Annotated in this window: 7 protein-coding genes; all 7 read left to right on the top strand. The window is 64.5% G+C overall.

What is annotated here, in order from left to right; translation table 11 throughout:
- Positions 1–197 precede the first annotated feature (197 nt).
- The gene (locus AC56QX_RS18295) at positions 198–5696 is read left to right on the top strand and encodes an alpha-2-macroglobulin family protein (RefSeq protein ID WP_497109810.1); all 5499 of its coding nucleotides are present in this window, start codon (positions 198–200) and stop codon (positions 5694–5696) included.
- Positions 5697–5795: 99 nt separating this feature from the next.
- Complete coding sequence (gene pbpC, locus AC56QX_RS18290) at positions 5796–7886, top strand: penicillin-binding protein 1C (RefSeq protein WP_497109808.1); 2091 nt, start codon at positions 5796–5798, stop codon at positions 7884–7886.
- Between the two features lie 326 nt (positions 7887–8212).
- Positions 8213–8857, top strand: a complete 645-nt coding sequence (locus AC56QX_RS18285; RefSeq protein ID WP_497109807.1) for a M15 family metallopeptidase — start codon at positions 8213–8215, stop codon at positions 8855–8857.
- 220 nt (positions 8858–9077) lie between these two features.
- On the top strand, positions 9078–10106 hold the full coding sequence (locus AC56QX_RS18280) for a sulfate ABC transporter substrate-binding protein (RefSeq protein WP_497109806.1): 1029 nt from the start codon (positions 9078–9080) through the stop codon (positions 10104–10106).
- A gap of 80 nt (positions 10107–10186) precedes the next feature.
- Positions 10187–11038: a sulfate ABC transporter permease subunit CysT gene (gene cysT, locus AC56QX_RS18275; RefSeq protein ID WP_497109804.1), complete on the top strand. Its 852-nt coding sequence runs from the start codon at positions 10187–10189 to the stop codon at positions 11036–11038.
- Positions 11031–11915: a sulfate ABC transporter permease subunit CysW gene (gene cysW / locus AC56QX_RS18270; RefSeq protein ID WP_258582831.1), complete on the top strand. Its 885-nt coding sequence runs from the start codon at positions 11031–11033 to the stop codon at positions 11913–11915. Before cysT ends, cysW begins: the two co-directional genes overlap by 8 nt.
- Before the next feature lie 13 nt (positions 11916–11928).
- Positions 11929–12969 carry a sulfate/molybdate ABC transporter ATP-binding protein gene (locus AC56QX_RS18265; RefSeq protein WP_497109802.1) on the top strand — a complete coding sequence of 347 codons (1041 nt, stop codon included), beginning with the start codon at positions 11929–11931 and terminating at the stop codon, positions 12967–12969.
- Position 12970 lies beyond the last annotated feature (1 nt).

Below are 12970 nucleotides of genomic sequence, written 5' to 3'. Positions count from 1 at the left end.
TCTGAAATAGGACGGGCTTGGAATTCACACCTTCTGCGTTTCCGCAAGAATGCGTGATCCCCTGTCCTATGGAGGTACTACCGGTCATCGGCCGGAAAGGAAACCGTTGGCAGGCGGAACCCTGCCGCGTCCTTGTGTTGACAAGCTTGACTGAAGCTTGAACATGCCTGGACGTCTGCACTTGTCTGGAGGGTGTTATGGCAATGCGCGCGGCTCGTGGTCTGTCTATCCTTATCCTTCTTTTCTTCGCCTGGGCCAATGTCTTAGCCTGGAACAGCGTCGCGCAAGCGGCCGAGGCCCGGCGAATCGCGACATCAGACAATTCCGACTATTTCGGCTTTGACCTCAGATCCGACCAGAATGTCACCCTCGACCAGTGCAAGACGACATGCCTTGGCGATTCGGCCTGCCGCGCCTTCACCTACAACACCAAGGCCAAGTGGTGCTTTCTCAAATCCGACTACAACCAGCTGAAGCCGTTCAATGGCGCGGTTGCCGGCAAGGTCGTCAACATTGACGGCGACCCCGATATCGGCGCGCCGCCCGAACTCGCCTTCTTCCCCAACTGGATGGCCGACCAGGCCCAACAATACCGCAACAAGCTGCTTGGCCCCGCTTTTGACAAGCCGACCGAGGGCATGGCGGCCCTGATCAACGCGGCCGAGCAGGCCGTTCTGACCGGCGACCATCGCTCCGCCATGCAGAAATACGAGGCCGCGGTCTCGGTGATGCCTGACGATGGCCAGCTCTGGCTCAATCTGGCGCGCGAAACCCTTGCCGTGCAGCCCACGGCCAGCACCGCGGAAGTATCCACTTTTCCGATGAACGGCACGTCGGCTGCCTTCAACGCCTACAAGCTGCTGCGCACCACTAAGACGCGCGCCGACGTGCTGGCGCTGCTCGGCAACGGCCTCGACAAGCGCGATCTCTACCGGCCTGCCCTGCAGGCCTATGAGGCGAGCCTTGCGCTCGTAACATCCCCGGCCGTCCAGGCCGACTATGCCGACCTGAAGGCCCGCAAGGGTTTCCGTGTCATCGACCACAGCGTCGATGCCGACACCAGCGCGCCGCGCATCTGCGCGCAATTCTCCGAGGAACTGGTCAAGACCGGCGTCGACTACGCGCAATTCGTCACCGTCGACAACGCGCCGCCGAAGGGTGTCGAGGCCAAGGACAAGCAGATCTGCGTCGAAGGGCTTGAGCACGGCCAGCATTACGACGTCACCTTCCGCGCCGGCCTGCCGGCGGCGATAGGCGAAGTGACCGCCGCTCCTGTGGTGCTGTCGATCTATGTGCAGGACCGCGCCCCGTCCGCTCGCTTCACCGGCGACAGCTTCGTGCTGCCGGCCGGCGCACGCCGCGGCATTCCGGTGGTCACCGTCAACATGAACGCCGCCCAGATGAAGCTCTACCGCATCGGCGACCGCTCGCTGGCGCAGCTTCTGTCGGGCTATCAGTTCCTACACCAGCTCGACAGCTATGACATCTCCAACATTTCCGAGCAGATGGGCGCGCCGGTCTGGCAAGGCGAGCTCGACATCGCCAACGACCTCAACAAGGAGGTCACCACCTCCTTCCCGGTCGACGAGGCGGTGCCGCAGCGCAAGCCCGGCGTCTACGTGCTGACCGCCCAGCCGGTCAACGACAAGAGCGACGACTATGGTTCGATGGCCACGCAGTGGTTCGTCGTCTCCGACATCGGCCTGTCGACCTATACCGGCCAGGATGGGCTCAACGTCTTTGCCCGGTCGCTGGGCTCGGCCAAGCCTATAGCCGGCGCCGAACTGACGCTGGTTGCCCGCAACAACGAGGTTCTCGGCACCGCGACATCGGATGCGGACGGCCACGCCGTCTTCAATCCCGGCCTTACGCGCGGCGATGGCGGCATGGTGCCGGCCGTGCTGATGGCCAAGCAGGGCGACAATGATTTCGTCTTCCTCGACATGTCCAAGGCCGGCTTCGACCTCTCCGACCGTGGCGTCACCGGACGCGCGGCGCCCGGCGCGCTCGACGTCTATGCCTGGACCGAACGCGGCATCTACCGCGCCGGCGAGGATGTCCATGTTGCGGCCCTTGCCCGCGATGGTGCCGCCAAGGCGGTGGAGAATCTGCCGCTGACATTCATCTTCTCGCGCCCCGATGGTGTCGAGGACCGCCGCATCGTCAGCGACGGCGCCTCGGCCGGTGGCCACGCCGTCGACCTGCCGCTCGAACCCAACGCCATGCGCGGCACCTGGTCGGTGTCGATCTACACCGATCCGAAGCAGCCGGCCGTCGCCAGCCAGATGTTCCTGGTCGAGGATTTCGTGCCGGATCGCATCGAATTCGACATGAAGGCCGACAAGCAGGAAATCGAGCGCGGCGAAACCGCCAACATCAACATTGACGGCCGCTTCCTCTATGGCGCGCCGGCGGCGGGCCTGGCGCTGGAAGGCGAATTGACGCTGTCGACGGCGCGCGACTGGGACCGCTTCCCCAACTTCTCCTTCGGCCTCGCCGACGAGCAGTCGGCGGAGCCAACGGTCACGCCGCTGACCAACCTGCCGGTGGTCGGCGATGACGGCAAGGCGACCTTCCCTGTTACCGTCGACCAGTTGCCCTCGACCACCAAGCTGGTCGACGGCAAGGTGACGGTGCGCATGCGCGAAACCGGTGGCCGCGCCATCGAGCGCTCGCTCAACATCGGCATCCGCCCGCAAGGCCATATGATCGGCATCCGTCCCGATTTCGCCGATGATGAGGTGCCGCAGGGCGGCACCGCCAAGTTCAGCCTGATCGCCGTCGATCCCTCTGGCAAGCGCGAGGCGCTGAAAGGCGCGCAGTGGACGCTGGTCAAGGTCGAACGCAATTACCAATGGTACCGCTCCAACAATTCGTGGAACTACGAGCCGGTCACCTTCACCAAGTCGATCGCCAACGGCCAGATTGATCTCAACGCCGATGGCGACGCCACGGTCTCCGTACCGGTCGACTGGGGCCAGTACCGGCTCGAGGTCGAAACCTCGGACCCCGAGGGTCCCGCCACCAGCTATGAGTTCGACGCCGGCTGGTATGTCGCCTCGACCACCACCGAAACGCCTGACGGCCTGGAGATCGCCCTCGACAAGGACAATTACGCGGCGGGCGAAGTGGCCAAGCTGAAGGTCTCGCCGCATTTTGCCGGCGAACTTCTGATCAATATCGGCTCCGACAAGCTCTTGAAGACCATCACGGCGACCGTGCCGGCCGGCGGCAGCACCGTCGACATCCCGGTCGGCGACGACTGGGGCGCCGGCGCCTATGTCACGGCAACCCTGTTCCGGCCGGGCGATGCGCAGGAGACGCGCATGCCGGCCCGCGCCATCGGCGTGAAATGGCTGACGGTCGATCCGGGCTCGAAGAAGCTCGCCATCACCTTGACGCCGCCGGACAAGACCGTGCCGCGCCAGCAGCTGTCGATCCCGGTCTCCGTGGCCGGCGTACAGCCGGGCACCAATGCCTATGTCATGGTTGCCGCCGTCGATGTCGGCATCCTCAACCTGACCAACTACAAGACGCCGGACCCGGAGAACTGGTTCTTCGGCCAGCGCATGCTGGGCATGGAGATCCGCGACATCTATGGCCGCCTGATCGATGGCTCGCTCGGCACCACCGGCAAGCTCAGGACCGGCGGTGACGGCGCCAACATGCAGGCGCAAGGCAGCCCACCCACCGAAAAGCTGGTCGCCTTCTTCTCCGGCCCCGTCCAGCTCGATGCCGACGGCAAGGCACGGATCGACTTCGACATCCCGCAGTTCAACGGCACCGTGCGCGTCATGGCTGTCGCCTGGACCAAGGAAGCGGTCGGCCATGCCCAGTCGGATGTCATCGTGCGCGATCCGGTGGTCATCACCGCCGGCCTGCCGCGCTTCCTGGCGCCCGGTGATGCCGCCGTCATGCGCCTCGATGTCGCCGACACCGATGGTCCGGCCGGCGACTATGCCTTTTCGATCGATACGACGGGCGATCTGTCGACCGGTGACAAGCCCCTGCCCCAGAAGCTGACGCTCGCCCAGGGCAAGCGCCAGACGCTGACCGTGCCGCTGATCGCAAAGACGCCGGGCAATGCCTCGCTCACCATCAAGCTGGCACACGCCGACGGCACCAAGGTCGAGCAGACGCTCTATGTGCCAGTGCGACCGGCGCAATTGCCGGTCACCACGCGTCTTGTGGTCGACCTCAAGGGCAATGGCGGCGCGCTGCGCGTCGACAAGGAGCTCTTGGCGGCAAGCCTGCTTGAGGGCGCTTCCGTCAGTGTCGGCGTTTCGCAGGCGGCAGCCTTCGACGTGCCTTCACTGCTGATGACGCTCGACCGCTACCCCTATGGTTGCGCCGAGCAGACCACCAGCCGCGCCATGCCGCTTCTCTATGTCAATGAGATGGCCTCCGGCATCGGCATGGAAAGCGACCCCGACCTGCATGGCCGCATCCAGGATGCGATCTACAAGGTGCTGAGCTACCAGTCCTCGAGCGGCAGCTTCGGCCTTTGGGGCCCGGGCTCCGGCGATCTGTGGCTCGACGCCTATGTCAGCGAATTCCTGACCAGGGCGCGCGAGCAGAAATACGATGTGCCGGCGCTTGCCATGAACCAGGCGCTGAGCAATCTGCAGAACTCGCTCGGCTACGACCAGAGCGTACAGGACCGCGGCAGCGAGATCGCCTACGCCCTCTACGTGCTGGCCCGCAACAAGAAGGCCTCGATCGGCGATCTGCGCTACTACGCGGACACCCAGCTCGAAGCCTTCTCGAGCCCGATGGCCGTTGCCCAGCTGGCGGCGAGCCTTGCGCTCTATGGCGATACCCAGCGCTCCGAGGCGACCTTCAAGACCGCGCTGCAGCTCGCCAAGTCGCAGACCGACTACGACTGGTATCGCTCCGACTACGGCTCGGCGCTGCGTGACGGCGCGGCGATGCTGTCGCTGGCGGCGGAATCGAAGCCGGTGTCGACGATCGTGCCGGAACTGATCAAGCTGGTGACCAGGGAACGCGCCGAAGTCCGCTGGACCAGCACCCAGGACGATTCCTGGATGCTGCTGGCGGCTCGCGCGCTGAAGGAAGGCAATGACTCGATCACGCTGACCGTCAATGGCGCGCAGCACTCCGGCGGCTATTCCAACCAGGTCAACGGCTCCGAGCTGGTCGACAGCCCGCTCGAAATCGCCAACACCGGCAAGACCCCGCTGCAGGCCGTCGTCACCACCGTGGCGTCGCCGATCCAGCCCTTGCCGGCCGGCGGGGACGGCTTCACCATCGACCGCACCTACTACAAGCTCGATGGCACCGAAGCCAATGTCACGGAGGCCACCCAGAACGAACGCTATGTCGTCGTCCTCAAGGTCACCGAACAGAACAGCTGGCCGTCGCGCCTGTTGGTCACCGACCTGTTGCCCGCCGGCTTCGAGATCGACAATCCCGGCCTGGTCTCCAGCGCCCAGTTAACGAACTTCTCCTGGCTGGCACAGACCGACGCCGCCCATCTCGAATTCCGCGACGACCGTTTCGTCGCGGCGTTCAACCCGGCCGATGGCGAGCACGACCACAATCTGACGCTCGCCTACGTCGTGCGCGCCGTGACGCCGGGCACCTACGCCCATCCGGCGGCAACGGTGGAGGACATGTACCGGCCGCAATATTCGGCCCGCACCGCCACCGGCATGATGGAGATCAAGGCACCGTAAGGCGCTATGGTGACGATCATGCAAATGGCGATTGCGCAGACGACAGCCCCCTTCTCCCCGTCCGGGGAGAAGGTCCTCGGCGGTGGATGAGGAGCGCCAATGCTCTCCAGAAAATTCCTCCGTCGCACGGCCATTGCGGGAGCGTCTCTCGTCGGGCTCACGGTAATCGCCGCAGCCTCTCTCTGGGAACTCGACCGCACCTTCCCACCCCCACTCCCGGCGGAACTCACCGTCTCCACCGAAGTCCAGGACCGCGACGGCCAGCTGTTGCGCGCCTTCGCCACGCCGGACGGTTATTGGCGGCTCGAAACCCGTCTCGATCAGGTCGACAAGCAGTTCGTCGACATGCTGGTCACCTATGAGGACAAGCGTTTCTGGGACCATCAGGGCGTCGACGTGCTGGCGCTTGGCCGCGCCGCGGGCCAGCTCATCACCAGTGGCCACATCGTCTCCGGCGGCTCCACCCTGTCGATGCAGCTTGCCCGGCTGATCGAGCCGCGCGAAAGCCGCAGCTTCGGTTCCAAGATCAAGCAGATGCTGCGCGCCATCCAGATCGAGAGGCGGCTGTCCAAGCGCGAGATCCTCGAGCGCTACCTCACGCTGACGCCCTATGGCGGCAACCTTGAAGGCGTGCGCGCCGCTTCGCTCGCCTATTTCGGCAAGGAGCCGAAGCGGCTCACCGTCTCGGAAGCCGCCTTGCTCGTCGCCTTGCCGCAATTGCCGGAGAAGCGCCGGCCCGACCGCAACCTCGAGATCGCCCACGCCGCTCGCGACCGCGTGCTGACCCGCATGGTCTCATCGGGCCTGATCGGCGAGCGCGAGGCCGCCCGCGCAGCGCTCGACGATGTCTCGGGCCTGCGCCGCACCTTGCCGGCGCTCGCCGCGCACGCCGCCTATGCGATGCTACCCAGGGCCGTTCCTGGCCAACCTTTGCAGTTGACCATCCGCAAAAGCGTCCAGCAAGGGCTTGAACAGGTGGCGCGCGATGCCGCCACCAAGCTTGGACCGCGTCTGTCCGTCGCCATGGTGCTGGCCGATTCCCGCACCGGCGACATTTTGGGCGAAGTCGGCTCGGCTAATTTCTTCGACGCCAGCCGCTCCGGCTGGATCGACATGACCAAGATCGTGCGCTCGCCCGGCTCGACGCTAAAACCGTTCATCTATGGCCTCGCTTTCGAGCAGGGACTGGTGGCGCAGGAAACGCTGATTGAGGACAGCCCGGTTGATTTCGGCGGCTACCGGCCAAAGAACTTCGACATGGGCTACCAGGGCGATGTCAGCGTCCGCCAGGCGCTGCAACTGTCGCTCAACGTACCGGCGATCCGTGTGCTCGACGCGGTCGGCCCGGCGCGGCTGACGGCGCGCTTCCGCCAGGCCGGCGTCAACCCGATCCTGCCGGTCAACGAGGCGCCGGGCCCGGCCATCGGCCTCGGCGGCGTCGGCGTCACGCTTCGCGACCTCGTCCAGCTCTATACGGGGCTCGCCAATGGCGGCAAGACGCACACGCTGCATGACGGCACCGAGCCGGCCAATGCCGAACGCACCACCGCCACCATCCTCAATGACCAGGCCAACTGGCAGATCATCGACATCCTCTCGGGCGTCAAGCCGCCGGAAGGCGCCTTGCAGCGCGGCATCGCCTACAAGACCGGCACCTCCTACGGCTACCGCGATGCCTGGTCGGTCGGCTTCGACGGCCGCTATGTCTTGGGTGTCTGGGTCGGGCGTCCCGATGCCGGCGCCGTGCCGGGCCTTTCCGGCTACGTCTCGGCCGCCCCGATCCTGTTCGAGGGCTTTGTCCGTTCGGGCCTTGCCACCGTGCCGCTGCCGGGCAAGCCGCCCGGCGCCTTCACCCCCAAGCGCGAGGACCTGCCGGTGACGCTGGCCCGCTTCGGCGCCGGCGCCGACGGCCTGGTGCAGGCGACAGTGACCGAGCCCGCCCCAACCATCATCTTCCCGCCGGACGGCGCCCGCGTCGACCTCGCCACCAATTCGGTCGATGCCTCACCGCTGGTGCTGAAGCTGCAAGGCGGCCGCGCGCCATTCCGCTGGCTGGCCAATGGCAAGCCGCTATCCGGCATCGACCGCCGCCGCACCGCGACCTGGCTGCCCGACGGCGCGGGTTATTCGACGCTGACGGTGATCGACGCGGCGGGACGGGCGGCGAGCGTGAAAGTGTTCGTTGAATAGAATGCGCCAGGCGATTCATCGAATTGGCTTTCCATACGCTCGGCAGGTAGCAGGATACTTCACTCCATGCCCATTGCGAGGCACCCCCCTCTGCCCTGCCGGGCATCTCCCCCGCAAGGGGGGAGATTGAGCGCTCAGACGCTTTCGCCAATTCCCACCGCGACAGTTGGGGGCTCGGCGCTGAAACTGCCGATCTCCCCCCTTGCGGGGGAGATGGCCGGCAGGCCAGAGGGGGTGCCTCGCGCAATCCTCGATTGTTGGCAGCCTCGGCGTTGGCTGCGGCAGCGATTGTTTTGGCAACCCCTCCACCCGCCTCTGCCGATCCCTTGCCCGCTGGCTTCGTTCGTCTCGCCGATATCGCTCCTTCGATCCGCCAGGACATCCGCTACGCCGGATCGGATGATTTCCTGCACCGCAAGGTGAATGGCTACGACGCGCCAGTCTGCATTCTGACCCGGCAGGCGGCGCAAGCTCTTGCTGGTGTCCAACAGGCGATCGCCGCGAAAGGTCTGACGCTGGTCGTGTTCGATTGCTACCGCCCTGCCCGCGCCGTCGCCGACATGGGCAAATGGACGCGTGAGGGCGGGCCGCCCGATCCGCAATGGTACCCGAAGGTTCAGCGGGGCGACCTCATCGCCAAGGGCTATGTCGGTGAGCTGTCAACCCATTCGCGCGGCTCGACCGTCGATGTCGCGATTGCGCGGGTCGGCGATCCATCCGTCTCCAAACCCGCCTGTGGTGCCGTCGATGCCGATACGCTCGACTTTGGCACCGGTTTCGACTGTTTCGACCCAATGAGCGAGACGGCGCACCGACCGCTGAACAGTGAAGCAGCGGCAAATCGCCGGATGCTTGTCGATGTCATGCGTACCGGAGGGTTCAAGAACTACGCGCGCGAATGGTGGCACTTCACGCTGACAAAGGAACCGTTCTCCAGGGAACGTTTCGACTTTCTCGTTACCGCGGAGTAATTCGCCCCATCAATCCCCTACGGCCTTGCCTCGACACCTCAAATTTCTAGATAGGTCCGGTGGCGGCGCGGATTCGCTGTCATCGCGCACAAGGGAAAACATTTCTCCTACCCGCAAAATTTCGTCCAAGATTTTCTTCAGGAGGGCAAAAAAGGCAACATTCGATGCATCTAATTTCTATCAATTCGGTAGATTTGGCGCGGGTTCAACGGAGGCAGAAATGACCAAACCTCATTTCAGGAAACTGCTCGGCGCACTGGTCGCCACATCTGTCCAGTTCGGCACGCTCGGTTTCGCGTTTGCCGACACCACTATCCTCAATGTGTCCTACGATCCGACACGCGAGCTCTACAAGGCCTATGACGAGGCCTTTGCCGCACACTGGAAGGCCGAGACCGGCGAGACGGTCACCATCCAGCAGTCGCATGGCGGATCGGGCGCCCAGGCTCGTGCCGTGATCGATGGCCTCGACGCCGATGTGGTGACGCTGGCGCTCGAGGGCGACATCAACGCCATCGTCTCCAAATCGAAGAAGATCAACCCCGACTGGCGCAAGAAATTCGAAAACAATTCAGCGCCTTACACCTCGACCATCATCTTCCTGGTCCGCAAGGGCAACCCCAAGGCCATTCACGACTGGAGCGACCTCGTCAAGGATGGGGTCCAGGTGATCACCCCGAACCCCAAGACTTCGGGCGGCGCGCGCTGGAACTACCTCGCCGCCTGGGCCTACGCCAACGCCCATGATGGCGGCGACGAAGCCAAGAACAAGGAATTCGTCGGCAAGCTCTACGCCAATGCCCCGGTGCTCGACACCGGCGCGCGCGGCTCGACCGTGACCTTCGCGCAAAAGGGCATCGGCGACGTGCTGATCGGCTGGGAAAATGACGCCTATCTGGCGCTCGACGAATTCGGCGCCGACAATTTCGAGATCGTCTATCCGCCGACCTCGATCCTGGCCGAGCCGCCGGTGGCGATCGTCGATGCCAATGTCGATGCCAAGGGCACGCGCAAGGTGGCCGAAGCCTATCTCGGCTGGCTCTATTCCAAGGAAGCGCAGACGATCATCGCCAAGAACCACTATCGTCCGGCCAAGCCCGAACTCGTGGCCCCGGCGGATATTCCGAAGACGCCGGAAATCAAGCTGATCTCCATCGACGACCCGCTTTTCGGCGGCTGGAAGAAGGCACAGCCTTATCATTTCGGCGACGGTGGTATATTCGACCAGATCTACAAGCCGGCCCAGTGAGGTTCGGTCGTCCTGAGGAAGCCCGCGAATGGGCTTCTTCAGCAAGTCTGGTTGAGTAAGAAGGGACAATCCAGAACTCCATGACCACAGCACCCGCGCAGGCGGGGTGGCGATTCAGGCAGCCGAGTGTCATTCCGGGTTTCGGATTGACGCTCGGCTTCTCGCTTGCCTACCTCACCCTCATCATCCTCATTCCGCTTTCCGGGCTGGTCTGGCGCTCAGCGTCTCTCGGCTGGGCTGAATTCTGGGCGATCGCCAGCGACCGCCGCACCCTCAACGCGTTGGAAATCAGCTTCGGCACCGCCTTCCTCGCGGCGATCGTCAATGTCGTCTTCGGCACGCTCGTCGCCTGGGTGCTGGTGCGCTACCGCTTTCCTGGCCGTCGGATTGTCGACGCCATGGTCGACCTGCCCTTCGCCCTGCCGACGGCGGTCGCCGGCATTGCGCTCACCACGCTCTATGCACCGAACGGCTGGATCGGCAAATTGCTGATGCCGCTCGGCATCAAGGTCGCCTACACGCCGCTCGGCATCGTCGTCGCACTCGTCTTCATCGGCCTGCCCTTCGTCGTGCGCACCGTGCAGCCGATCATGGAGGAAATCGACAAGGAGGTGGAGGAAGCCGCCGCCACGCTTGGCGCCAGCCGCTTCCAGATCATCACCCGTGTGTTGTTTCCGGGCCTGGCGCCGGCCATCATCACCGGCTTTTCGCTGGCCTTCGCGCGCGGCGTCGGTGAATACGGCTCGGTCATCTTCATTGCCGGCAATCTGCCCTACAAATCCGAGATCGCACCGCTGCTGATCGTCATCCGGCTGGAGGAGTACAATTACCCGGCGGCGACCGCGATCGCGGCGATCATGCTGGCTCTGTCGTTCGTCATGCTTCTGATCGTCAATCTCGTGCAGACATGGAGCCGCAAGCGCTATGGCTGATCCCGAGATCAAATCCTACGAACCGTATCACGAGAGCCGCTCGGCGGCGGTGACCGAAAGCCGTCCGGCACAGGCCGTGCTGATGGCCATCGCTTTCGCCTTCCTCGGCATCTTCCTGCTCCTGCCGCTGATCATCGTCTTCCATGAGGCGCTGGCGAAAGGCATCGGTGCCTATACGCAAGCACTAGGCGAAGCGGACGCACGCTCGGCCATCCACCTGACGCTGCTTGTCGCGGCGATCTCGGTGCCGCTCAATGTCGTCTTCGGCATCTCCGCCGCCTGGGCGATTGCCAAATTCGAGTTCAAGGGCAAGGCCTTCCTGACCACGCTGATCGACCTGCCCTTCTCGGTCTCGCCGGTCATTTCAGGTCTGGTCTACGTGCTGCTGTTCGGCGCGCAAGGGTTGCTTGGAGCATGGCTGAAGGGACATGGCATCCAGATCTTGTTCGCCGTGCCTGGCATCGTGCTCGCCACCGTCTTCGTCACCTTCCCCTTCGTCGCCCGCGAGCTGATCCCGCTGATGCAGGAACAGGGCAATGGCGATGAGGAGGCAGCCCTTTCGCTCGGCGCCAATGGCTGGCAGACCTTCTGGTACGTGACGCTGCCCAACATCAAATGGGGCCTGCTCTACGGCGTGCTCCTGTGCAACGCCCGCGCCATGGGCGAATTCGGCGCGGTGTCGGTGGTATCGGGCCATATCAGAGGCCTGACCAACACCATGCCGCTGCATGTCGAAATCCTCTATAATGAGTACAACGCCGTCGGCGCCTTTGCCGTCGCTTCATTGCTTGCCGGGCTGGCGCTGGTCACACTGGTCTTGAAAACACTGCTCGAGATGCGCTACGGCGCCGAGCTTGCCGCGACGCGCGGACATTAGCAGAGGGATTTGTATGGAAGTTCGCGTTGCCAACGTGCGCAAGGAGTTCGAGCGGTTTCCCGCACTCCACGACGTGTCGCTCGACATCAAGTCGGGCGAGTTGATCGCGTTGCTGGGTCCATCCGGCTCCGGCAAGACGACACTGCTCAGGCTGATCGCCGGGCTGGAGCGGCCGACCCGTGGAAAAATCTTCTTTGGCGACGAGGACGCTTCGCAGAAGTCGATCCAGGAGCGCAATGTCGGCTTCGTCTTCCAGCACTATGCGCTGTTCCGGCACATGACCGTGGCCGACAATATCGGCTTTGGCCTGAAAGTCCGGCACGGGCCGTCGCGGCCGCCGGCGCAGGAAATCCGCCGCCGCGCCTCCGAGCTTCTGGACCTCGTCCAACTTTCGGGCCTTGAAAAGCGTTATCCGGCCCAGTTGTCGGGTGGCCAGCGCCAGCGCGTTGCGCTCGCCCGCGCCATGGCGATCGAACCCAAGGTGCTGCTGCTCGACGAACCGTTCGGCGCGCTCGACGCGCAGGTGCGTCGGGAACTCCGCCGCTGGCTGCGCGAGATCCATGACCGCACCGGCCACACCACCGTCTTCGTCACCCACGACCAGGAAGAGGCGCTGGAACTTGCCGACCGCGTCGTGGTGATGAGCCAGGGCCGCATCGAGCAGGTCGGCACCGCCGACGACATCTACGACACGCCGAACTCGCCCTTCGTCTATGGCTTCATCGGCGAATCGAGCTCGCTTCCCGTCAAGGTCGAGCATGGCGAGATCTGGCTCGCCGACCGCCCGATCGGGCTGTCGGCGCCGCATGCACCCGAGGGCGATGCGACGCTGTATTTCCGCCCGCACGATGTCGAACTGCTCGACGGCTGCAGCGGCTGCATCGCCGGCACGGTCGCCGCCAGCCGCCGCGTCGCTGGGACCAGGCGGGTTGAGCTCGAGATCGGCGGCGAGCGCCAGCGGGTCGAGATCGAACTGCCGGTCGACCATCCGGCGGCGCAAAAGAGCCGCGTGGCATTCCGACCGGGGCGTTGGAAGCTGTTCCCGGCGGCCTGAT

The sequence above is a fragment of the Mesorhizobium sp. RCAM 06353 genome (assembly GCF_059683585.1).
Note: the sequence above shows the minus strand (reverse complement) of the source record. Positions and strands in the feature narration are given on the sequence as shown.

Excerpts from the sequence above, each read along its gene's own strand:
- AC56QX_RS18295 (WP_497109810.1), top strand. The coding sequence starts at position 198 with ATGGCAATGCGCGCGGCTCGTGGTCTGTCTATCCTTATCCTTCTTTTC.
- pbpC (WP_497109808.1), top strand. The coding sequence starts at position 5,796 with ATGCTCTCCAGAAAATTCCTCCGTCGCACGGCCATTGCGGGAGCGTCT.
- AC56QX_RS18280 (WP_497109806.1), top strand. The coding sequence starts at position 9,078 with ATGACCAAACCTCATTTCAGGAAACTGCTCGGCGCACTGGTCGCCACA.
- cysT (WP_497109804.1), top strand. The coding sequence starts at position 10,187 with ATGACCACAGCACCCGCGCAGGCGGGGTGGCGATTCAGGCAGCCGAGT.
- cysW (WP_258582831.1), top strand. The coding sequence starts at position 11,031 with ATGGCTGATCCCGAGATCAAATCCTACGAACCGTATCACGAGAGCCGC.
- AC56QX_RS18265 (WP_497109802.1), top strand. The coding sequence starts at position 11,929 with ATGGAAGTTCGCGTTGCCAACGTGCGCAAGGAGTTCGAGCGGTTTCCC.